Consider the following 21,676-nt stretch of genomic DNA (forward strand, 5'->3'; position numbering starts at 1 on the left):
AGGAGTGCCATGACTGCCATCGTCCGGGTCAAGGGCCGCGAAGTGCTGGACAGCCGCGGGAACCCGACCGTCGAGGTCGACGTCGAACTGGCGGACGGCTCGCTCGGCCGGGCCGCGGTGCCCTCGGGCGCCTCCACCGGCACCCGCGAAGCCGTCGAACTGCGGGACGGGGACAAGGCCCGGTTCCACGGCAAGGGCGTGCGCAAGGCCGTCGACGCGGTCAACACCGAGATCGCCGACGCGATCGTGGGCCTGGACGCCGAAGCCCAGGCGACCGTCGACCGCACGCTGATCGACCTGGACGGCACCGCCAACAAGGCCCGGCTCGGCGCCAACGCCACCCTGGGCGTGTCGCTCGCCGTGGTCAAGGCGGCCGCGGCCGCCAACGGGCTGCCGCTGTACCGGTACGCCGGCGGCGTGTTCGCGCACCTGCTGCCGATGCCGATGATGAACATCATCAACGGCGGCGCGCACGCGGACAACCCGATCGACTTCCAGGAGTTCATGATCGGCCCGGTCGGCGCGGAGACGTTCGCCGACGCGGTACGGATGGGCTCGGAGGTGTTCCACACCCTGCGCAAGTCGCTGCACGACGCCGGGCACAGCACCAACGTCGGCGACGAAGGCGGGTTCGCGCCCCACCTGAGCTCGGCCGACGAGGCACTGGAGTTCGTGCTGCGGGCCATCGAGCAGTCCGGCTACACCCCCGGCGAGGACATCGCCCTGCTGCTCGACCCGGCCGCGTCGGAGTTCTACACCGGCGAGGTCTACGACTACACCGGCGAAGGTCGCAAGCGCAGCGTCGAGGAGCACGTCGCCTACCTCGCCGAGCTCACCGCGCGCTACCCCATCGTGTCCATCGAGGACGGTCTGGCCCAGGACGACTACGCCGGCTGGAAGCAGCTCACCGACACCATCGGCGACCGGGTCCAGCTCGTCGGCGACGACGTCTTCTGCACCAACGTCACCCTCCTGACCGACGGCATCGAGCGCGGGATCGGGAACTCGATCCTGGTCAAGGTCAACCAGATCGGCACCCTCACCGAGACGCTGACCACCGTCGAAACCGCGCACAAGGCGGGCTACTCCGTGGTCATGTCCCACCGCTCCGGCGAAACCGAGGACACCACGATCGCCGACCTCGCGGTCGCCACCAACTGCGGCCAGATCAAGACCGGCTCGCTCTCGCGCGCCGACCGCACCGCCAAGTACAACCAGCTCATCCGCATCGAAGAAGAGCTCGGCGCCGAGGCGCGCTACGCCGGCGCGAGCACGATCAGCGGCCGGCGCTGACACCCACCGCGACCCGGAGGCGGACGGCCGTCTCCGGGCCGCTGGGTGTTCCCTTCTGAGTGATTTTGAGCGATAGTGGTCGAGTCTGGGTTTTACAACGTTGTAAACCGAGGAGGACCGATGCGCCGGCGACTGTCCCGGGGAAGCACCTGGCTGGCCGTCCTGACCCTGTCCGGGCTGATCGGCATCGCTCCGGCGGCCGAAAGCGCACCCGCCGCGGGGACGCACTTCCTCGACCACTCGGCCGCACTCGCCGGGTACGCCGATCCCGCCTGGTACGAGGCGAACATCCCGTTCGTGGACCTGCCCGACGCCACGATGCAGAGCGTCTACTACTACCGCTGGCGCGTCTTCAAGGAGCACCTGCGCTACACGAACCCCGCCGACGGCTGGATCTCGACGGAATTCCTCGACTGCTGCGGTTACGCCGCGCCCTACCAGGCGATCAACGCGGCCGCCGGGCACCAGCTGACCGAGGGGCGCTGGCTGCGCGACCCGGGCTACGGCCGGGACTACCTCCGGTTCTGGCTCACCGGCCCCGGCGCGGGCGCCAAGCCCGCGAGCGACGACGTCAACGCCGACACCACCGACTGGGCGCACGAGTACAGCGTCTGGCTGGCCACCGCGGCCTACGGCCAGGCGCAGGTGACCGGCGACTTCGGCCCGCTGCGCGAACTGCTGCCCGCCCTCGTGCGCCAATACCGCGGCTGGGACAAGCAGTTCTCCGCCGACCTCGGGCTGTACTGGTCGGTCCCGGTGTGGGACGCCATGGAGTACTCCGCTTCCTCCTACGAGTCGCCCCAGCCTTACCACGGCGGCGCCGGTTACCGGCCGACGCTCAACTCCTACCAGTACGGCGACGCCCTCGCGATCAGCCGCATCGCCGGCTCGGTCGGCGACCACTCGCTCGCCACCGAATACGCCCAGCGCGCCGCGAACCTGAAGGCAGCGCTGCAGAAGTGGCTGTGGGACCCGCAACGGGGCTTCTACTACGCGATGCCCCGCGACGACAACCCGGGCCACCGGCTCTCCGGCAGCCGCGAGCAGATCGGCTACCTCCCCTGGATGTTCGGCGCCGCCCAGCCTGCCGACAGCGCCGCGTGGTCCCAGCTGCTCGACCCCGCCGGGTTCGCGAGCGCCTACGGCCCGACCACGGCCGAGCGCCGCAGCCCGTTCTTCATGAAGGAAGCCGGTGCCTGCTGCCGCTGGGACGGGCCGAGCTGGCCCTTCGCCACCGCGCAGACGTTGACCGGCATGGCGAACCTCCTGGACGACTACCCGGCCCAGGCCGCGGTGTCCAAAGAGGACTACGCGGCGGCGCTGGCCAGGTACGCCCGTACCCAGACCAAGAACGGCAAGCCCTACGTCGCCGAGGCCCACGACCCGGACCGGGACACGTGGCTCTACGACGGGCAGAACCACAGCGAGGACTACAACCACTCCACCTACACCGACCTCGTCCTGTCCGGGCTGCTCGGCCTCCGCCCGCAAAGCGACAACACGCTGCGGATCCAGCCCCTCACTCCGTCCACATGGGACCACTTCGCCGCCGAGAACGTCCCGTACCACGGCCACGACGTCACCGTGCTGTGGGACCGCGACGGCACGCACTACGGTCAGGGCGCCGGGATGCGGCTCTACGTCGACGGCCGGCTCGTCCAGAACTCCCCCACGCTGCGCGCCACCACCCTCGACGTCGGCAGCAGTGTGCTGCCCCGGCCGGGCAATCTCGTCAACGACGCCGCGAACCCCCTGCGCACCGGCTATCCCCGGCCGATCACGTCCTACACGTGGCCCGGTGACAACCCGTGGAACGCCCTCGACGGCAAGGTCTGGTACAACGAGGTTCCCGAGAACACCCGCTGGACCAACTACGCCTCGCCGAACCCGAGTGACTTCTACGGCGTCGACTTCGGCGCGCCCACACAGGTCGGCGATATCCGGTGGCACGGCTACGACGACGGCGGCGGCGTCAAGCCGGCCGCGGCCTACCGGCTGGAATACTGGACCGGCTCGGCCTGGCAGGAAGTCCCCGGCCAGGTGCGCCAGCAGGCGAACCCGGTGGGCAACGGCGTCAACCGCGTCACCTTCCCGACGCTGACGACCAGCCGGATCCGGCTCGTGTTCACCAACCCGCCGGGAGCGTTCGTCGGGGTGAGCGAACTGGAATCCTGGACGCCGTCGAGCCGGGACGCCCGGATCACCGCCGGTCCGGCGAACGCCGGCGGCGTCATCACGGTCAGCCGCAGCACGCCGGTGACCGTGACCGTGCGGAACACCACCTGCGGCCCGCTCGTCGCGCCGCGGGTGAGCGTGGCCGTTCCGGACGGCTGGTCGGTCGCGGCCGGCGGCCGCCCGCCCGCCGCGATCGCGCCCGGTCAGAGCGGCACCTGGACCTACACGCTGACCGCGCCGCCCGGGGCCGAGCCGGGCAGTGCCGCGGCGTTGTACGCGACGGCGTCCTACCGCGGCCCCGGCGGTGGCACGGAAACGACGCACCAGCGGCAAAGCCTCCGGATCGCCTACCCGGCCGGTCAGCAGGACCCGGTCGGTGCCTGGCACCTCGACGAGGGCGGCGGAACCGTCGCCCACGACAGCGCGGGAACGCACGACGCCACCCTGACCGGCTCGCCCGCGTGGGTTCCCGGCGCGTCCGGAACGGCCCTGCAGCTCGACGGCTCGGGCCAGTACGCGGCGACCGCCGGCCCGGTCGTGGACACCGCCGGGAACTTCTCGGTCAGCGCCCGGGTCCGGCTGGATCGCACGGGTTCCTGGGCGACGGCGGTCAGCCAGGACGGCGACCCGAGCAGCGGGTTCTACCTCCAGTACTCCGCGGCCGACGACCGGCTGGCGTTCTCCACCAGTTCGGGCCGTGCCCTGTCGGACGTCGCCCCGCAGGCCGGGCGCTGGTACCACCTCGTCGGGGTGCACGACGCCGACGCCGGAACCTACGTCCTCTACGTCGACGGCGTGGCTCAGGCCCGGACGTGGACCCAGGCCACCGGAGACGCCGCCCCCGGCCCGCTGGCGATCGGGCGGGCGGTCTCCGGCGGGCGCCACAGCGACTTCTGGCCGGGCAGCGTCGACGAAGTCCAGGTGTGGAACCGGGTCCTGACCGCAGCCGAAGCCGGCCGGGTGCGGTGACGGCGGTCCGGGCCTGCTCACCGCCTGCAGCCGAGAGTTAATCTTCGATGAGAGTTCGGTACCGCAGCGGAAACCTCAACTAAAGTCACCGTGTGTCATCGCCCCAGGGACGAAGGGACGCCCGGTGCACCTGGTGATCGTCGACGACGAGACGGCCGTGCAGGACTCCCTGTCGCGCACGCTGCGGTTCGAGGGCTACACCGTCTCCATCGCGGGTGACGGCGCCGCCGGGCTCGCCGTGATCCGCGGCGAGAACCCCGACGGCGTGCTGCTCGATGTCACGATGCCGGTGCTCGGCGGCCTGGAGGTGTGCCGGGTCCTGCGCGGGGAAGGCAACACCGTGCCGGTCCTGATGCTGACCGCGCGGACCGCGGTGACCGACCGGGTGGCCGGCCTCGACGCGGGGGCCGACGACTACCTCGTCAAGCCGTTCGCGCTGCAGGAGCTGCTGGCCCGGGTGCGCGCGCTGCTGCGCCGCACCGAGTACCACCTCCCGCCCGCGCCACCCGCGGCCGCGCCGCTGCGGTTCGCGGACGTCACCCTCGACCCGGCGACCCGGGAGGTCTTCCGCGGCGACCGCCCGCTGCACCTGACCCGCACCGAGTTCGCGATGCTCGAGACGTTCCTGCACCACCCGCGGATCGTGCTGACCCGGCCGGTCATGTTCGAGCACGTGTGGGGCTACGACTTCGGGGCCGCGTCCAACGGCCTCGACGTCTACGTCAGCTACCTGCGCCGCAAGCTGGAAGCCGGCGGCGGATCGCGGCTGCTGCACACCGTGCGCGGCGTCGGCTACGTGCTGCGCGAGGAGCCGCTGTGAAGCGGCCACGCTGGCGGAAGCTGTCCCTGCGGGCGCGGCTCGGCGTCCTCGTCGCCACCGCGGTCGCGCTCGCCGTCGTGACGGTCTCGGCGATCTCCTGGGGCATCACCCGGGCCGACCTCTACGACCAGTTCGACGCCCGGCTGCAGTCCTACGCCCAGCTCGCCGCGAAAGCGTCCTCGCCCGAAGAAGCGCTTTCGACCCTGCGCTCGACCACCAAGCCCGGGCCCGACCGGAACAACGGCCTGACCGTCCAGTTCAGCTCGGCCGGCGGCGCCGTCACCGGAATCGCGGGCGCGATCCCGGAACTGCCGTCCCCGCCGCCGCAGGCGCCGTTCTCCCTCAGCCGGGCGGCCAGCGTCCACCTCGACGGGGACCGGTTCCGGATGTGGACGGCCCCGCGGGCCGACGGGGGCACGGTCCAGGTGGCCCAGGACTCCGAAGACGTCGAGGACGCCTTGGGCCGGCTGGGTTTCTGGCTGCTCGCGGTGTCCGCCGCGGGGGTGCTCGGCGCCACGGTGGTGGGCCGCGCGGTCGCCCGCTCGGCGCTGCAGCCGGTCGACGACCTCACCTCGGCCGCCGAAAACGTGGCCCGCACGCAGGAGCTGTCGGCGGCGATCGACGTCACCGCGGCCGGGGAGATCGGGCGGCTGGCGACGTCGTTCAACGCGATGCTCGGCGCGCTGAGCCGCTCCCGCGACGAGCAGCGGCGGCTGGTCGAGGACGCCGGGCACGAGCTGCGGACGCCGTTGACGAGCCTGCGCAACAACATCGAGCTGCTCATCCACGCGGACGCGAACCCCGGCCGGCAGCTGCCGGCCGAGGACCGGTCCCGGCTGCTGACCGACCTCGACACCCAGGCCGTCGAACTGACGGCGTTGATCGGCGAGCTGGTCGACCTGTCCACCGGCGAGCGGCCGACCGAAGCCGAGGAGCGCCTCGCGCTGGCCGACGTCGTCACCGCGGCCGTCGAACGCACCCGGTCGCGGTGGCCGAACGTGGTGTTCGAAGCCGGGCTGGCGGAGGCCGACGTGCTCGCGCGCCCCGCGGCCGTCGAGCGGGCGGTGCTCAACGTGCTGGACAACGCGGCCAAGTGGTCGCCACCGGGCGGAACGGTGCGCGTGACCATGACGGCGGGGAGCGGATCGGTGCGCGTCCGCGTCGACGACGAAGGTCCGGGCGTTCCCGAAGCGGATCTGCCGCACGTGTTCGAGCGGTTCTACCGGGCCGACGCCGCCCGCGCGCTCCCGGGCTCCGGGCTCGGGCTGGCCATCGTCGAGCAGGTCGTCACCCAGCACGGCGGGCAGGCCACGGCCGCCAGCGCCGACGGCGGGGGCGCCCGCTTCGACCTCGTCTTCCCGCTGGCCGCTTCTTAAGGAAACCCAGCGCGATCTTCATCGAACTCTCACGCACGGGCGACACCGTCTGAAGGGTGACTCCACGGACCGCGCTCGCGCCGACACTGACCCTGGTCACGGCCGCGCTCGCGCAGGCGATCATCACGGGCCTGACCATCGGGTTCGCCGGCGACGTGAGCCCCTGGCGCGACCCGGTCAGCGACTACGCCTGGCACCGCGGCGGCCGGCCGCTGTTCACGATCGCCATCCTGCTGCTGCTCGCGTCCGCGGCCGCGCTGGCGATCGCGGCGCAGCTCGCGGCGTTGCCCCGCGACCCGCTGGTGAGCACGCTCTTCGTGCTCTGGACGGCCGGGATCGCGGTGGTCCTCTGCTTCCGCAGCAACGTCAGCGCGGCGGAGCCCACGGTGTCGGGCGGGCTCCACCGAGCGGGCGGAGCGGTGTTGTTCGCCAGCCTCCCGCTCGCGGCCTGGGCGTTGAGCGCCCGGCTCCGGACCGAGCCACCCTGGACGGCCGCGGCACCGGCGCTCCGGCGGGCAGCGATCGCCGGCACACTGACGGCGGCGACGTTCGGCGCGGCACAGGTGATCAGCCGGCTGCCGGCCGGTTTCCTCGAACGGGCCGCCCTGCTGGCGGAGTTCTCGATCATCACCACGACGGCGATCACCCTGCGGCGCGCGGCTTTCGAGGTTGACCCGGCGGCGGCAGCTCGGCAGACCGAAGCCGCGGCGGCGACCGGTGAGACCCGGCGGGCCGCCCGATGACCCTCCCCGCGACCACCCTCCAGAGCGCCACCCACGAGGTCCGCCCGGCGGCTACCACTGAGACTGCCGCGGCGGCCACCGCCACCCGGCGGGCCGCCCGATGACCGCCGTCGCGATGGCCTGTGCCCTGGTGGCCGCCGTGTTGTTCGCCGTCGGCGCGGTCCGGCAGCACGCCGAGGTCGCCGAGCTGGCCGTGGCGGGCACCCCCGGGTTGCGCACCCTCGCCCGGCTGCTGCGGTCCCCGGGCTGGTGGGCGGGTACCGGGCTGGCGGTCGGCGGCAGCCTGCTGCACCTCGTCGCCCTCGCCCTCGCGCCGCTTCCGGTGGTCCAGCCGCTCGGGGTGTTCAGCCTGGTCCTGACCGTCCTTTTCGGACGCCGCGCCCGCAGTCCCCGTGTCGTCGCCGCGGTCGTGCTCGTCGTGGCGGGGGTGGCCGGGTTCGTGGCCCTCGCGGCGTCGGCCACCCCGGCCGTAGCGATCAGCGCCGGGACCGCCGAAGGGGTCGCGGTCACCGGGTTCGCCGTCGCGGCCCTCGCCTGGTTCGCCCGGGCCGGCTGTGCCGTGCTCGCCGCCGCGTCGGCCGTCCTTTTCGGGCTCGGCTCGTCGGTCGTGCACGCGGCCGCGGCCCAATCGCCGGCCACGGCGGCCCTTCTCGGTGGGCAGGCGCTGCTGCTGCTCGGTGCCGGTGGTGTGATCCTGCACCGCGCGTACGCCGCCGGACCCACCGCGGTCGTCGTCGGTACGACGACCGTGCTCGATCCCCTGACCGCCGTCGCCGTGGCCGCGCTGGCCTACGGCGAGGTGCCCCGGCCCGCGGCCGCACTCGCCGCGGTCCTCGCTCTCGCCGGCGTGCGCGTGCTCGCCGGTGCCGTTCCGCAAGCCCACCGAACCGTCGAGGAGAACCCCGTGCACCCGACCGGCCTTCGCGTCCTGATCGGCGCCGACACGTTCCCGCCCAACATCAACGGCGCGGCGTTCTTCGCCGAGCGCCTCGCCCGCGGGCTCGCCAGCCGCGGCCACGACGTCCACGTCGCCTGCCCGTCCGGCGACGGCCCGGCCCGCACCGAGCAGCGCGACGGCTACACGGTCCACCGGATCCGGTCGCACGCCATCCCGTTCCACGGCGGCTACCGCTTCTGCACCCCCGGCAGCGCCCGGACGGCCGCTCGCGAGCTCCTCGACCGGGTCCGCCCGGACGTCGTCCACGTCCAAGCCCACTTCGGCGTCGGCCGCGCGCTGCTCGAAACCGCCGCCGGACGCGACGTCCCGGGCATGGCCACGAACCACTTCATGCCGGACAACCTCCTCGGCTACACGCCGTTCCCGCGGCGGGTGAAGGACGCGCTGGCCCGCTGGGCGTGGAAGGACCTCGTCCGCGTCTACCGCGACGCCCGGATCATCACGACGCCGACCCCGCGGGCGGCGGAGGTCCTCGCGGCGATCGGCCTCGGCCGGCCGGCGCGGGTCGTGTCGTGCGGCATCGACCTCGTCCACTACGCGGCTCCGCCCCGCCCAGCCGACCGGCCGATGTCGGTCCTGTTCGTCGGCCGCCTCGACGCGGAGAAGAACCTCGACCAGCTGCTGCGCGCGCTGGTCCCGCTCCCCCACGTCCGCGCGGACCTCGTCGGCGACGGCACCCGCCGCCAGGAGCTCGAAGACCTCGCCGCCGGGCTGGGCGTGTCCGGCCGCGTGACGTTCCACGGGTTCGTCCCCGACGCCGAGCTCGTCCACCGGTACGCGGCGGCCGACGTGTTCTGCATGCCCGGCACGGCGGAGCTGCAGAGCCTGGCGACGATGGAGGCCATGGCGGCGGGCCTCCCGGTGATCGCGGCCGACGCGCTCGCCCTCCCCCACCTCGTCCACCACGGCGAGAACGGCTACCTGTTCGAGCCGGGGGCGATCACCACGATCTCCCGCTGGATCGCCGACCTGGCCGCGGATCCGGCCGCCCGCGCGCGGATGGGCGAAGCGTCCCGGGCCATCGTCGCGCGGCACGACATCGCGGACGCGCTCGACGCTTTCGAGACGCAGTACCGGATCCTGCTCGGGCTGCCCGCGGCCGCCCCGGTCGGGCAGGTCGCGTAGCCGAACAGCGACCCTCGGCGGGCCGGCGCCGTGCCGAGGGTCACTGTTCGGCGATCCGGCTCCTGGGTAACCCCGGATCGTCGAAAGGACGGACGTGAACGACAACCCCATCTCCACCAACGTCGCCAACCCGAACCGCATCCGGATCCGGACCGAAGCGGACCTCCGCCGCAACGCGCAGCCCGCCGCTCCGGAACCCGAGACGGTGGCCGAAGAACGCTGAGGCACGCCGCCGGCCGGTAGCCTCGGTGGCATGGTGTTCGACTCGGCGCGGTTCGACCTCCGGCCCTACACCGGGTTCGAAACCGATCGCTTCGTGCGGCGGACCTTCTGCAGCTGGGAGCACGCCGGCTGGCGGTCGCTGCTGGTGCAGCGCTTCGAGCACGTCCCGGTCGCCGAGGACATGGCCCTGCCCGGCACCGCGGACCTGCACCTCGTCCTGCCCCTCTCCGGGCGGGCCGAGCTGGAGACGCGCGAGGGCGGCCGCGCGGTCCGCGGCCGCTGGCTGCCGGGCCGGGCCGAGCTGCTCGTCCCGCAGCGGCCCACCGTCCGCAGCTATCGCGGGGACGCCGAAATGCGCAGCGTCCAGGTGCACATCCCCGGCGGCACCGTCGGCTCGGTCGTCGCCGAGCTGGGTGGCGACGGCCCGGACTTCGAGGCCATGGCGGCCTCCGTCGCCGCCGGTGATCCGCTGCTCGAACAGGCGGCCCGGACGCTCGGGGCGCCCGGCAGCGCCGACGACCTGTACGCCGAGACCGCCGCCGCCTTCCTGGCCACGCACCTGGTCACCCGCCACGGCCGGGTGCGCGCCGGCCGGCCACCGGCCCGGGAAGACGCCCGCGTGCGCGCCGCCGTCGCGTACCTGCGCGAGCGGCTGGCCGAGCCGGTCACCCTCGCCGACGTCGCCGCCGAAGTGCACCTGTCGGTCTTCCACCTCGTGCGCGTCTTCCGGGCCGCGACCGGGCAGACCCCGCGCCGGTTCCTCACCGAGCTGCGCGTCGAAGAGGCGAAGCGCCTGCTGCGCACCACGGACCTGGCCCTCGACCGGATCGCGCCGCGGTGCGGGTTCGCCAGTCCCGGCGCCCTTTCCACGGCGTTCGTGCGGCACACCGGGATCCGCCCGTCGGTCTACCGCAATTCCTGACCGCCCCACCGCAATCCGGCGCATGGGCCGCGCCGGAGGCCGGCCCTAACCTGCGTGCATGACCCGGCTTTCCTACGACGTCACCGCCGATTCCGCGGCCCCGCCAGCGGTCCTGTGGGCACTCCTGCTCGACCCGCACAGCTGGCCGGCCTGGTCACGGGTCGACGCACTGGACACCGGACGATCGGCCGGGCTTTCCGCGGACGGCCGCGACGCCGTCGGCGCGGTCCGCGCCTTCCGGACCGGGAAGGTCGTCACCAAGGAACGGATCACCGCGCTGGAGCCGGAGCGCCGGTTCGCCTACGAAGGGGCCGAGAACCCGCAGCTGCGCGACTACCGGGCCGAGGTCGAGCTGACGGCCCTCCCGGGCGGCGGAACGCGCATCCGCTGGCACGGCAGCTACTCGGCGCGCTGGGGGATGCGCTGGTTCCTCCGGTGGTACCTGCGCCGGTTCATGCAGGCCATGGCGGACGGGCTGGCCGCCGCTTCGCCTTCGTGAGCGCTGAGCGGTTTCAGCCGGTGCGCATCGCCGCGCGGGTGGCCCGGCCGGCCAGCTCGGCGAAGGCCGTCCTCAGCTCCGGCGGGCCGACCACGTCGACGTCGCATTCGAACCGCAGCAGGCCCGCGGCCAGCGCCGCCCAGGACCACGAGCCGGTCAGCAGCCTGGTCTTGCCGGAGGCGGCTTCCTCGGCGACGCCGTCCCCGGCGAACGGTGCGACCGCGGTGACCGGCAGGGCCAGGACCACTTCGCCCCGGCACGGCCACGCATCGGCGGTGCCGGAGCCCTTGAACCGGGCGGCGAGGAACGTTGCGACGTCGCCGCCCGGCACCTCCCGCGGGCTGAACCGCGGCCCGTTCGGCACCCGCAGCCGCAGCCGGTCCACGCGGTAGGTGCGCCAGTCCGCCCGGTCCGCGTCCCAGCCGACCAGGTACCACCGTCCGCTTCGGACGACGAGGTGGTGCGGCTGCACCCGGCGCGGTGGCCGGGGCTCGGCATCCGCCGGGCGCGACGGCGAGTCGTAGTCGAACCGCACCTCCTCGGCGGCCCGGATCGCCGAGCTCAACGAGAGCAGGACGTCGGTGCCGACCTGGGTTTCGCGCCCGGCCGCGGTGATCTCCAGCTGGTCGACGCGCTGCCGCAGGCGCGCCGGCATCACCTGGCGGACCGTGGCCAGTGCTCGGGCAGCGGCCTCCTCGATCCCCGCGCCGGTGCCGACCGCGATCCGCAGCGCCACCGCGAGCGCGACCGCCTGCTCCTCGTCGAACAGCAGCGGCGGCATCCGGCCGCCGGCTTCGAGCCGGTAACCGCCCTCCGGGCCCTTGACCGCCTGCACCGGGTAGCCGAGCTCGCGCAGCCGGTCGACGTCGCGGCGCACCGTCCGCTCGCTGACCCCCAGCCGGCCGGCGAGCAGCGCGCCCGGCCAGTCCCGGCGGACCTGCAGCAGGGACAGCAGCGAGAGCAGGCGACCCGAAGTCGCCGTCGACGACGCGATCGGCATGACTTTCATGGTGCCACGAGAAGCGGACGTTCCCTGACCGCTACCGCTGTCATCGTGGCTTTCGTCGCCGGAACCCACCGGCGGCGAAACCACCCGAGAAAGTCTGCGAACCCATGTCGCTCACCGCTGTCGCCCACCTCAACTTCACCGGCCAGGCCCGCCAGGCGCTCGAGTTCTACCAGTCGGTCTTCGGCGGCCAGGCCACCGTCGTCACCTACGGCGACTTCGGCATGCCCGCCGGGCTGCCCGACGCGGCCAAGGTCGTGTTCGGCCAGGTCACCGCGGAACACGGCTTCAGCGTCATGGCCTACGACGTCCCCGGCACCGGCGGACCGGCCACCCCGGCCGCGCCCACGACCCGCCGCGAGAACGGCACCACGATCACGAAGGAGCCGTTCTTCCTGTCGGTCCGCGGCGCGACCGTGGACGAGGTCTCGCCGGTGTGGAAGGGCCTCGCCGAGGGCGCCACCGTCGTCGAAGAGTTCGGCCCGGCGCCGTGGGCACCGGCGTTCGGGATGCTGGTCGACCGCTTCGGCGTCACCTGGATCATCGACGTCGCGGCCGCGCACTGACCCCTTCCCGCACGGCGGTGGGATGCCCCGGCATCCCACCGCATCCCGGCATCCGGAGACTTCCTTTGCAGACCCGCGCCCTCGGCCGCACCGGCATCCGCGTCAGCACGTTCACCCTCGGCACGATGATGTTCGGCCCCTACGGCAACCCCGACCCGGACGCGTGCGCCCGCATCGTCCACCGGGCCCTCGACCACGGCATCACCACCATCGACACCGCCGACGTCTACGGCGGCGACGGGGAAAGCGAGCGGATCGTCGGGAAGGCGATCCGCGGCCGTCGCGACGACGTCGTCCTCGCCACCAAGGGCAACGGCCCGATGGGCCCGGACCGGCGCGGCAACTCGCGGCGCTGGATCATCGCCGCCGTCGAAGGCTCGCTGCGCCGCCTCGGCGTCGACCACCTCGACCTCTACCAGCTCCACCACCCCGAACCGGACACCGACATCGAGGAGCCGCTGAGCGCGCTGACCGACCTGCTGGCCTCGGGCAAGGTGCGGGCCATCGGGCACTCCAACCTGCCGGCGTCGGAGATCGTCGAAGCCCAGTGGGTGACGCAGCGGCGTGGCCTGGCACGCTTCCGCACCGAGCAGCTGCACTACTCGATCCTCAACCGCGGTGCCGAGCGCGAGATCCTGCCCGTCTGCGACCGGTACGGCCTCGGCGTGCTCGTGTGGAGCCCGTTGGCGATGGGCCTGCTCACCGGCAGCTACCGCACGGAAACCGCCTCGGCCGGGCGCCTGCACTGGGCGCCGAAGCACATGACCGACCCCCGCAAGCTCGACGCCGTCGAAGCCCTCGTCCCCCTCGCCGGCCAAGCCGGGATCCCGTTGCGGCACCTCGCTCTGGCCTTCGTCACGGCCCACCCCGAGGTCACCTCGGCGATCATCGGTCCCCGCACCGAAGAGCAGCTGGCCGATCTGCTCGCCGGGGCCGGGACGGCCATCGGGGACGATCTCCTCGACCGGATCGACGAGATCGTCCCGCCCGGCACCGACCTCGGGCCGGTCGACGTGGCCTACGTGCCACCGCACCTCGCGCGGCCGCACCTGCGCCGCCGGCCCGCCCCTCAGACCAGGGACGCCGTCAGCCCGCCGTCGAGGACGTAGTGGCTGCCGGTGATCCAGGTGGCCCGGTCCGAGGCCAGGAACGCCGTCACCTCCGCGATGTCCTGCGGGGTGCCCAGGCGGCCCTGCTTGGCCGCGACGAGGTCGCCGAACGGGACCTGGGTGGCCGCCTCGAAGTCCGGGACCAGGCGCTCCACCATCGCCGTGTCGGCGAAGCCCGGGCAGACCGCGTTGACCCGCACTCCCGCCTGGCGCATCTCGACCGCCGCCACCCGGGTCAGCTGGATCACCGCCGCCTTCGTCGCGCAGTAGGAGCCGAGCAGCGGGCTGCCGCCGATGCCCGCGATCGAGGCGATGTTGACGATGTTCCCCTTCGACTCCACCAGGTGCGGGATCGCCGCCTTCATCGTCACGAACGTGCCACGCACGTTGACCGCGAAGATCTTGTCGAAACTGTCCGTCGGCTGCTGCAGCAGCGGGGACGACACCTCGATCCCGGCGTTGTTGACCAGGACGTCGAGGCCGCCGAGCAGGTCGACCGTCTGCTGGATCGCCGACTGGACCTGGATTTCGTCGGTGACGTCGCAGTTGGCGACGCCGGCCGCGCCGATCTCGTCGGCCGCTTGCTTGGCCGAGAGGGAATCGAGGTCGCTCACGACCACCCGCGCGCCGCGTTCGGTGAACAGCGCCGCAATCGCCTTGCCGATGCCGGCGCCGGAGCCGGTGACGAAGACGCGCTTACCTTCGAGTTCGGACATGCTGGTCCCTTTCACATCGCGTCGATCTTGGGGAGGATTTCTTCCTTGAGGCGCTTCATGTCGTCGAGTGTCTTCGCCACCGGGACGTCCTGGAAGGGCGGCCACAGGAACGGCATGGTCAGCCCGGCTTCCCGGTACCGCTTGAGCTGGTCGGTGATCTGCGCCTGCGAGCCGACGAGCAGGTTGGTGCCCTTGCCCAGCGGGCTCTGGTCCATGTCCTCGTCGGTGATGACGAACCAGATCATGCTGGCGATCTCGAGGTCGTCGACCGACCGCGGGGTGTCCAGTGCTTCGAGCTCGCGCTGGATCTCGATGCGCCACCTCGCGATGTCCTCGGGCGAGTCCTGGATGCCGATCCAGCCGGACAGGCCGTACTTCGCGATCCGGCTCGCCGACCGCTTCGCGTCCTTGAGGCCGCTGAAGAAGATCGGCGGGTGCGGTTTCTGCACCGGTTTCGCGCCGAACCCGCTGCGCTGGAAGTCGGCGAACTCGCCGTGGTACTCGAACAGGTCGTTGGTCCAGATGCCCTGCATGATCTCCAGGGTTTCCCGGACGTGCTTGTGCCGCTTGGGAAAGATGTGCGACGCGCTCGCGGCGGCGAACTCCTCGGGCATCCAGCCGGAGCCGACGGCCACGTTGAGCCGCCCGCCGGACAGGTGGTCGATGGTGGCCAGCTCGGCGGCGAGCACACCGGGCGAGCGGTAGGGCGTGTCGATGATGCTCATCCCGATCCGCACCTTGGACGTCTTCGCCGCGAGCCACGGGATGAGCGGCATGCCCTGGAGGAACTTGCCCCGCGAGCTGACCGGCAGGCCCTTGGGGAAGCCCTCGATCATGCCGAAGGCGTACTGCATCTCCTGGGTGTCCGACGTCTCCGGGACGATGATCCGGTCGAGCGTCCAGACGGAGTCGAAGTCGAGGTCCTCGGCCAGTGCGGCGAGGTCCCCGAGTTCCTGCACGGTGACCTCGTCCCGGAAGTTCGGCAGGTAGAGCGCGAGTTTCATGGTGTTCCCTTTCAGCCGGCGGTGAGGGTCGTGCGGATTTCGGCCTTGAGGACCTTGCCGACGGTCGAGCGGGGCAGGTCGGGCCAGACTTCGATCTGCTTCGGCGCTTTCACGCTGCCGATGCGGTCCTTGACGAAGGCGATCAGCTCGCCGGGGTCCAGCCGGCGGCCGGGCCGGAGCTGGACCACGGCGGTGACGCGCTCGCCCCACTTGTCGTCGGGCAGGCCGATCACGGCGCAGTCGCGGACCGCGTCGTGGGCCAGCACCGCCTGTTCGACCTCGGCGGAGTAGACGTTGAAGCCGCCGGTGATGACCATGTCCTTGGCGCGGTCGACGATGTGGAGAAAGCCTTCTTCGTCGAGGAATCCGATGTCGCCGGTGTGGTGCCAGCCGTGGGCAGAAGCTTCCGCGGTGGCCTCGGGGTTGCGGTAGTACCCGGCCATCACGAGCGAGCCGCGCACGCAGATTTCGCCGCGTTCCCCCTGTGGCAGGGCGTTGCCGTCGTCGTCCAGGATCGCCACGGTGACCAGCGGCGCAGGCCGGCCGGCGGACGACAAACGTCCGGTGTGGACGGTGCCGTCCGGCCGGCGGTGCTCGGCCGGGGACATCGTCGAGATCATCATCGGCGCCTCGGACTGGCCGAACAGCTGCGCCATCGGCCCGATCCGGTCGAGCGCCTCGGCGAGCCGGGCCGTCGACATCGGGGCGGCGCCGTACCAGAAGCACTGCAGGGACGACAGATCCGTCCCGTCCAGGGCTTCGTGCCCGAGGACCAGGTAGATGAGCGTCGGCGGCAGGAACGTGTGGGTGACGCGGTGCCGTTCGATCAGCTCGAGGAACCGGCCGACGTCGGGTTTGGCCATGATCACGACTTCGCCGCCGCGGGCCAGGACCGGGAAGCACAGGACACCGGCCGCGTGCGTCAGCGGCGCCAGCGCCAGGTAGACCGGGCGTCCCTCGAACGGGTAGCTCATCAGCGTGATGGCCGACATCGCCTCGAGGTTGCGATCGGTGAGCATGACGCCCTTGGGGCGCCCGGTGGTACCTCCCGTCCCGACGAGAGCGACGACGTCGTCGGGCGGGTCGGCCACCGCGGCGGGGTCGTCTTTCGCCTGGTCGAGCCAGTCGCGGAAGCCAGGCGCGAAGCCGTCGCCGTCGCCGAGGCGGACGAGCGTGGTCAGCTTCGGCAGCTGCGGCGCGATCCGGGCGACCAGGTCGTCGAAGGCCGGCTGGTAGATGAGCGTCCCGCAGTCGAACAGGTCGAGCAGCTCGGCGTTCTCCCCCGCCGCGTTGCGCGGGTTGACCGGGCACCAGACCGCCCCGGCGCGGGCGATGCCGAAGACGCAGGTGAACGCGGTCGGGTCGTTGGCCGAGAGGATGCCGACCTTGTCCCCGGGCGCGACGCCCGAGCGCCGCAACGCGCGGGCGACGGCCTCGGTGAGCTCGACGACCTCGCCGTAGGACCGGGAGACCCCGTCGAGGGTCAAGCAGGGCGCCCCGGGGTCCAGGGAGGCGCCTTTTTCCAGGTAGAAGAACAGAGACATCGTCGTCCCTCCCGACTTCGCCGGCGGCTGGTGACGACCATGACCGCCGTTTGGACGAATGTCAAGATTTTCTTGGACGGTTGGTCAGAAAACGGCCGGATGGTATCTTCGAAGCTGTGACCAGCGCACCCGCCGTGAGGCGCCGGACCCCAGCCGACAAGTTCGAGGACCGCCGCCGGGAACTGGCCGACGCGGCGCTCCTGGCCCTGGCCGACCTCGGCTACGCCCGCACCAGCCTGCGCACCATCGCGGAGCACACGAAGTTCTCCCACGGGCTGCTGCACTACTACTTCGCCGACAAGGTCGAGCTGATCACCTACTGCGTTCGGCGCTACAAGGCCGCCTGCGTGCAGCGGTACGAAGGCGGCGTCGGCGACGCGGCCACCCCGGGCGAGCTGGCCGTCGCCTGCGCGGACGGCCTCGCCGCCGCGCTCGGCGAGGCGCCCCTCATGCACCGCATGTGGTACGACCTGCGCACGCAGTCGCTGTTCGAGCCGGCCTTCCGCGACGACGTCGCCGAGATCGACGAAAGCCTGCGCGACATGATCTGGCGCAACGTGAGCGCGTACGCCGGCCTGGCGGGCAGCCGGCCGACGTGCTCCCCCGCCGACGCGTACGCGTTGTTCGACGGGCTGTTCCAGCAGGCCTTGCTGCGCCACCTGGCCGGCGAGGAAACGGCGCTCGACGACCTCCGCCGCGGCGTCCGGGAACTGTTCCCGCGCCTGGTCGATTGACGTTGCGCCAGAAGGGATTTCGTGTCCTCCCGAGCCACCCGTTAGCTTCGGTTTCATGGAATGGAGCTTTCAGCCGGCCGGGGAACTCGCCGCCGCGTTGCGCGCCGGTGCCGTCACCTCGGCGGAACTGACCGACGAGGCGATCGCCCGCATCGAGCGCGACGACGAGCTGATCAACGCGATCTGCGTGCCGGACTTCGACCGGGCGCGAGCCGCGGCGCGCCGGGCCGACCAGGCCCGCGCCCGGGGCGAGGACCGGCCGCTGCTCGGCGTCCCGGTGACGGTCAAGGAGTCGTACAACGTCGCCGGCCTGCCGACGACGTGGGGCATGCCACCGCACCGGGACTACGTGCCCGCCGAGGACGCGGTCCAGGTGTCGCGCCTGAAGTCCGCGGGCGCGGTGATCCTCGGCAAGACCAATGTCCCCTTGGGACTGCAGGACATCCAGAGCTTCAACGAAATCTACGGCACCACCAACAATCCTTGGGATCGCAGTCGCACCTCCGGCGGCTCCTCCGGCGGGTCGGCGGCGGCCCTGGCCGCCGGCTTCGGGGCGCTGTCCATCGGCTCCGATCTCGCGGGCTCGCTGCGCACCCCGGCGCATTTCTGCGGCGTGTACGCGCACAAGCCGACTCTGGGGCTGGTGGCCCGCCGCGGGATGGTCCCGCCGGCCGAGCCGGCGTTGCCGGCCGAGTTCGACCTCGCCGTCGTCGGCCCGATGGCCCGCACCGCCCGCGATCTCACGCTCCTGCTCGACGTCATGGCCGGACCGGACCCCCTGACCTACGGCGTCGCACACCGGCTGGCCCTGCCGCCCGCCCGCCACGAGCGGCTCGGCGGCTTCCGGGTCCTGGTCCTCGACGACCACCCGCTCATCCCGACCGGGTCCGCCGTGCGGGCCGCCGTGCACCGGGTGGCCGCCGCCCTCGACGGCGGCGGCGCCCGCGTCGAACGGCACAGCCCGCTGCTGCCCGGCCTCACCGAAGCCGCGACGCTCTACATGCAGTTGCTGATCTCGGGCACGACGGCACGTTTCCCCATCGCATCACTCCAGCAGCCGAGCGCGGACGACGACAGCCTCGACGCCGTCCGGCTGCGCGCCATGGCGTTGAGCCACCGTGACTGGCTCGTGGCCGACAGCCGCCGCGAGGTCCACCGCCACGGCTGGCGGCAGCTGTTCACCGAATTCGACGCCGTGGTGTGCCCGATCACGCCGACACCGGCGTCCCGCACGACCACCACCCCAACCCGATGGAACGGCGCATCGACGTCGACGGCGTCGAGTACCCGTACTTCGACCAGTTCGTCTGGGCGGGCCTGGCCACCATGCCCGGCCTGCCCGCCACCGCGATTCCCGCGGGCCGCTCCCCCGAGGGCCTGCCGGTCGGGGTGCAGCTGATCGGCCCGATGTTCGAGGACCGCACCCCGCTGCGGCTGGCCGAACTGCTCGAGGAGGAGATCAGCGGTTTCCGGGCGCCGGAATAGGGCATACCGGCCGCACGGGACGACTGCGGGCAGCCGCAACCGCGCCTGGGCGAGAACGCCAGGCGAACGTCAAGCTGCCGTCATGGAGGTTTCGCCCGGGCGCGCCCGGGATGTGGTGCAACGGCAAGGGAGAACGGGCAATCGCCCGCCCCTTGCCGGTCACCGCATCCCGCTCCCGGACCGAAGGGCGCCACCATGTCCAGAATCGCCAAGATGGCCGCTGTCGCGGCTCTCGCCGTGCCCGTTCTCGTGGGCGCCGCCGGAACCGCGGAAGCCTCCACCCCGTCCGGTTGCTCCAGCGTCACCCAGATCGGCAGCACCGCGTACCTCGACGTCGACGGTCAGACCATGGCGTCGGTGAAGCAGTACAAGGGCTGCGGCAAGAACTACGCCTACATGTACATCTGGGCCGGCTACCGCTCCACCCACAGCAGCTGGGAAGCGTGCACGTCCATCGTCACCGGTGACGGAAACACTTACTGGGATGCCTTCTGCGGTGGTGTCAACCCCGTCGAATTTTGGTCCTTCGGCGCCGCCAGCCTGGCGGAGTGCACCCGAGCCCGGGGATGGAACGGCAACTTCCCGGCTGAACCCGGGGACGTCAACGCATTCACCGACGTGCGCTGCTGACCGCACCATGCCGCTTTCGACTCCGCGCATCGCCGCCGGACCGGCCGCGCTCGCGATCTTCGCTGTCCTGGCCTGCCCTGCGTTCGGCGCGACGCAGGCTTCGGCCGCCACCCCCGCCATCCTGCCGGCCGTCGACATGGAAGCCGTCGTGCTGGCCGCCCAGATCGATCCCCGGCGCGCCGACACCACGCTGACCCCGGGCGCCAAGGACTCCGTGCTGGCCGTCGAGCGCGCCCTCCAGGCCCGCAACCTGCTGGACGCCCGCTGGGTCGACGGCTACTTCGGCACCACGACCATCACCGCGTACTCGGCCTACCAGCGTTCGCTCGGGTACTCCGGCCTGGCCGCGAACGGGCTGCCCGGCGCGAGTTCGCTGACCGCGCTCGGGCAGGGCCGGTTCACCGTCACCCGCGTGATCGGGCCGGGTGCGCGGGTTCAGCGTGACGGGTACGTCGTCGACGCGCGGACCCAGGCGATGCTCACCGAGACCGAACGGCTGCTGGGCTTCCGCCTCGTGCTGTCGCAGGGCTCCTACAACCCCGGCGGCGACCCGACCTCCGCCGGCACCCACGACGGGGGCGGCGTCGTGGACATCGACGTCGGCGGCATGTCCGCCGACACCCGCACCGCCGTCGCCCGTGCCCTGCGCCAGGTCGGGTTCGCCGCCTGGATCCGCAATCCGGCCCAGGGCGACTGGCCGTGGCACATCCACGCCGCGGCGATCAGCGACACCGACCTGTCCACGCAGGCCCAGAACCAGACCGGTGACTACTACCTCGGCTTCGACGGCCTCGCCGGACACGGTCCCGACGACGGGCCCCGGATCCCGATCCACACCTGGGAGGACTACCAGCGCACGCACTGACCAGACACACCCGATCACCGAAACTGCACCCAAGGGGAGAACCGTGAAGAACACCCGCATGACGTTCACCGTTGCCGGCGCCGCACTGGCCCTGGCCGTCCCGCTGCTCGCCGCCACCGCCTCGCCCGCGTTCGCCGCGGCCCGGGACGGCGTCTGCGACAGCGGCGAATTCTGCTACTACTACAACAGCAACCAGACCGGCTCGGTCTCCGACTTCACCGGCTCGGTCAGCGACCTCGGCGCCACCGAGCCGTCCTGCTACGACTTCAAGAGCGCCGGCGCCGGACAGGGCATCTGCGTCAAGAACAACGCCGCGTCGGTGTGGAACCGCAGTTCGCAGACCGTGCGGGTCTACTACAACAGCAACTTCGGCGGGGCGAGCCAGGACTTCGCCCCCGGCGAAGCCGCCAACCTCGACGCCACGCTGAAGAACAACGAGGCCAGCCACCAGTTCATCGGCACGGGCGGCGGCTCGCAGACCCCCGTCAACGACTACGACGGCAACGCCCGCGGCTTCGCCCAGAACAACTGCACCGCCTTCGCGGCCTACCGGATCGCGAGCAGGCTCGGCGTCCGCAGCTTCAGCAACTCCTACGGCGGCACCACCTGGGGCAACGCCGGCACGTGGGACGACGCCGCCCGCCGCGTCGGCGTCACGGTGAACACCACGCCGGCCGTCGGCGCCATCGCCGTCAACGACGTCCACAAGGTCGGCCACGTCGCCTACGTCAACGCGGTCCACTCCGACGGCTCGTTCGACGTCGAGGAGTACAACTGGAACAACCCGTTCGCCTACGGCACCCGCACGCACGTCCACGTGAGCGGCGCCCAGGCCGACTTCCAGTGGATGCTCCACTTCTGAGCCCGCCCGGGGTGCCGGCGACCACGCCGGCACTCCGCCGCCCGTCGGTTGTT

19 protein-coding genes and 1 pseudogene are annotated in these 21,676 nt (G+C 72.2%); 16 read left to right on the forward strand and 4 right to left on the reverse strand.

All coding sequences use genetic code 11. The features are described from left to right. Positions 1 to 9 precede the first annotated feature (9 nt). From eno to AB0M93_RS09995, 9 genes are all read left to right on the forward strand, one after another. On the forward strand, positions 10 to 1,293 hold the full coding sequence (eno, locus tag AB0M93_RS09955; RefSeq protein WP_364270426.1) for a phosphopyruvate hydratase: 1,284 nt from the start codon (positions 10 to 12) through the stop codon (positions 1,291 to 1,293). Positions 1,294 to 1,413: 120 nt separating this feature from the next. Beyond that, complete coding sequence (locus AB0M93_RS09960) at positions 1,414 to 4,437, forward strand: LamG-like jellyroll fold domain-containing protein (RefSeq protein ID WP_364270429.1); 3,024 nt, start codon at positions 1,414 to 1,416, stop codon at positions 4,435 to 4,437. A 124-nt stretch (positions 4,438 to 4,561) separates the two neighbouring features. Beyond that, entirely contained in the window at positions 4,562 to 5,257 is a 696-nt protein-coding gene (locus tag AB0M93_RS09965; RefSeq protein ID WP_364270432.1) for a response regulator transcription factor, read from the forward strand. Beyond that, complete coding sequence (locus AB0M93_RS09970; protein ID WP_364270434.1) at positions 5,254 to 6,633, forward strand: HAMP domain-containing sensor histidine kinase; 1,380 nt, start codon at positions 5,254 to 5,256, stop codon at positions 6,631 to 6,633. Before AB0M93_RS09965 ends, AB0M93_RS09970 begins: the two co-directional genes overlap by 4 nt. Before the next feature lie 56 nt (positions 6,634 to 6,689). Then, a complete protein-coding gene (locus AB0M93_RS09975) occupies positions 6,690 to 7,376 on the forward strand; it encodes a DUF998 domain-containing protein (RefSeq protein WP_364270437.1) in 687 nt (228 codons plus the stop codon). A gap of 100 nt (positions 7,377 to 7,476) precedes the next feature. After that, positions 7,477 to 9,459 carry a glycosyltransferase family 4 protein gene (locus AB0M93_RS09980; RefSeq protein ID WP_364270440.1) on the forward strand — a complete coding sequence of 661 codons (1,983 nt, stop codon included), beginning with the start codon at positions 7,477 to 7,479 and terminating at the stop codon, positions 9,457 to 9,459. A 94-nt stretch (positions 9,460 to 9,553) separates the two neighbouring features. Then, positions 9,554 to 9,682, forward strand: a complete 129-nt coding sequence (locus AB0M93_RS09985; protein WP_364270443.1) for a hypothetical protein — start codon at positions 9,554 to 9,556, stop codon at positions 9,680 to 9,682. A gap of 30 nt (positions 9,683 to 9,712) precedes the next feature. Continuing rightward, entirely contained in the window at positions 9,713 to 10,603 is an 891-nt protein-coding gene (locus tag AB0M93_RS09990) for an AraC family transcriptional regulator (RefSeq protein ID WP_364270446.1), read from the forward strand. 58 nt (positions 10,604 to 10,661) lie between these two features. Then, positions 10,662 to 11,102 carry an SRPBCC family protein gene (locus tag AB0M93_RS09995; RefSeq protein WP_364270449.1) on the forward strand — a complete coding sequence of 147 codons (441 nt, stop codon included), beginning with the start codon at positions 10,662 to 10,664 and terminating at the stop codon, positions 11,100 to 11,102. 13 nt (positions 11,103 to 11,115) lie between these two features. On the opposite strand, the gene AB0M93_RS10000 is transcribed toward AB0M93_RS09995, so the two are convergent. Next, positions 11,116 to 12,102, reverse strand: a complete 987-nt coding sequence (locus AB0M93_RS10000; RefSeq protein WP_364270451.1) for a WYL domain-containing protein — start codon at positions 12,100 to 12,102, stop codon at positions 11,116 to 11,118. Between the two features lie 113 nt (positions 12,103 to 12,215). On the opposite strand from AB0M93_RS10000, the gene AB0M93_RS10005 reads away from it, so the two are divergent. Together AB0M93_RS10005 and AB0M93_RS10010 are read left to right on the forward strand one after the other, a co-directional pair. Then, positions 12,216 to 12,674, forward strand: a complete 459-nt coding sequence (locus AB0M93_RS10005) for a VOC family protein (RefSeq protein ID WP_364270454.1) — start codon at positions 12,216 to 12,218, stop codon at positions 12,672 to 12,674. Positions 12,675 to 12,739: 65 nt separating this feature from the next. Continuing rightward, positions 12,740 to 13,783, forward strand: coding sequence for an aldo/keto reductase (locus tag AB0M93_RS10010; RefSeq protein WP_364270456.1), 1,044 nt, complete (start codon positions 12,740 to 12,742; stop codon positions 13,781 to 13,783). Here the strand turns inward: AB0M93_RS10010 and AB0M93_RS10015 are convergent. The 3 genes from AB0M93_RS10015 to AB0M93_RS10025 are packed head-to-tail and all read right to left on the reverse strand — an operon-like array spanning position 13,744 to position 17,047. Then, positions 13,744 to 14,499, reverse strand: coding sequence for an SDR family oxidoreductase (locus AB0M93_RS10015; RefSeq protein WP_364270458.1), 756 nt, complete (start codon positions 14,497 to 14,499; stop codon positions 13,744 to 13,746). The genes AB0M93_RS10010 and AB0M93_RS10015 overlap by 40 nt on opposite strands. Positions 14,500 to 14,510: 11 nt before the next feature. After that, positions 14,511 to 15,503 carry an LLM class flavin-dependent oxidoreductase gene (locus AB0M93_RS10020; protein ID WP_364270461.1) on the reverse strand — a complete coding sequence of 331 codons (993 nt, stop codon included), beginning with the start codon at positions 15,501 to 15,503 and terminating at the stop codon, positions 14,511 to 14,513. An 11-nt stretch (positions 15,504 to 15,514) separates the two neighbouring features. Beyond that, positions 15,515 to 17,047, reverse strand: coding sequence for a long-chain fatty acid--CoA ligase (locus AB0M93_RS10025; RefSeq protein ID WP_364270464.1), 1,533 nt, complete (start codon positions 17,045 to 17,047; stop codon positions 15,515 to 15,517). 116 nt (positions 17,048 to 17,163) lie between these two features. Between AB0M93_RS10025 and AB0M93_RS10030 the strand changes: the two genes are divergently transcribed. The 5 genes and pseudogenes from AB0M93_RS10030 to AB0M93_RS10050 all read left to right on the forward strand — a co-directional run bounded on the left by AB0M93_RS10030 (position 17,164) and on the right by AB0M93_RS10050 (position 21,623). After that, entirely contained in the window at positions 17,164 to 17,781 is a 618-nt protein-coding gene (locus AB0M93_RS10030) for a TetR/AcrR family transcriptional regulator (protein WP_364270467.1), read from the forward strand. A gap of 55 nt (positions 17,782 to 17,836) precedes the next feature. Beyond that, positions 17,837 to 19,266: pseudogene (locus AB0M93_RS10035) on the forward strand (amidase). Between the two features lie 213 nt (positions 19,267 to 19,479). Further along, on the forward strand, positions 19,480 to 19,896 hold the full coding sequence (locus AB0M93_RS10040) for a hypothetical protein (RefSeq protein ID WP_364270469.1): 417 nt from the start codon (positions 19,480 to 19,482) through the stop codon (positions 19,894 to 19,896). A 7-nt stretch (positions 19,897 to 19,903) separates the two neighbouring features. After that, positions 19,904 to 20,761 carry a peptidoglycan-binding protein gene (locus AB0M93_RS10045; protein ID WP_364270472.1) on the forward strand — a complete coding sequence of 286 codons (858 nt, stop codon included), beginning with the start codon at positions 19,904 to 19,906 and terminating at the stop codon, positions 20,759 to 20,761. 43 nt (positions 20,762 to 20,804) lie between these two features. Further along, a complete protein-coding gene (locus AB0M93_RS10050; RefSeq protein ID WP_364270474.1) occupies positions 20,805 to 21,623 on the forward strand; it encodes a CHAP domain-containing protein in 819 nt (272 codons plus the stop codon). The last annotated feature ends 53 nt before the right edge of the window (positions 21,624 to 21,676 follow it).

This window comes from Amycolatopsis sp. NPDC051102 (assembly GCF_040682815.1).
In the GTDB taxonomy this organism is placed as follows: domain Bacteria; phylum Actinomycetota; class Actinomycetes; order Mycobacteriales; family Pseudonocardiaceae; genus Amycolatopsis.

Coding starts and splice junctions, on each gene's coding strand:
- AB0M93_RS09995 (WP_364270449.1), top strand. CDS start 10,662: ATGACCCGGCTTTCCTACGACGTCACCGCCGATTCCGCGGCCCCGCCA.
- AB0M93_RS10020 (WP_364270461.1), bottom strand. CDS start 15,503: ATGAAACTCGCGCTCTACCTGCCGAACTTCCGGGACGAGGTCACCGTG.
- AB0M93_RS09980 (WP_364270440.1), top strand. CDS start 7,477: ATGACCGCCGTCGCGATGGCCTGTGCCCTGGTGGCCGCCGTGTTGTTC.
- AB0M93_RS10005 (WP_364270454.1), top strand. CDS start 12,216: ATGTCGCTCACCGCTGTCGCCCACCTCAACTTCACCGGCCAGGCCCGC.
- AB0M93_RS10025 (WP_364270464.1), bottom strand. CDS start 17,047: ATGTCTCTGTTCTTCTACCTGGAAAAAGGCGCCTCCCTGGACCCCGGG.
- AB0M93_RS10000 (WP_364270451.1), bottom strand. CDS start 12,102: ATGCCGATCGCGTCGTCGACGGCGACTTCGGGTCGCCTGCTCTCGCTG.
- eno (WP_364270426.1), top strand. CDS start 10: ATGACTGCCATCGTCCGGGTCAAGGGCCGCGAAGTGCTGGACAGCCGC.
- AB0M93_RS10045 (WP_364270472.1), top strand. CDS start 19,904: ATGCCGCTTTCGACTCCGCGCATCGCCGCCGGACCGGCCGCGCTCGCG.
- AB0M93_RS09960 (WP_364270429.1), top strand. CDS start 1,414: ATGCGCCGGCGACTGTCCCGGGGAAGCACCTGGCTGGCCGTCCTGACC.
- AB0M93_RS10040 (WP_364270469.1), top strand. CDS start 19,480: ATGGCCGCTGTCGCGGCTCTCGCCGTGCCCGTTCTCGTGGGCGCCGCC.
- AB0M93_RS09990 (WP_364270446.1), top strand. CDS start 9,713: ATGGTGTTCGACTCGGCGCGGTTCGACCTCCGGCCCTACACCGGGTTC.
- AB0M93_RS10015 (WP_364270458.1), bottom strand. CDS start 14,499: ATGTCCGAACTCGAAGGTAAGCGCGTCTTCGTCACCGGCTCCGGCGCC.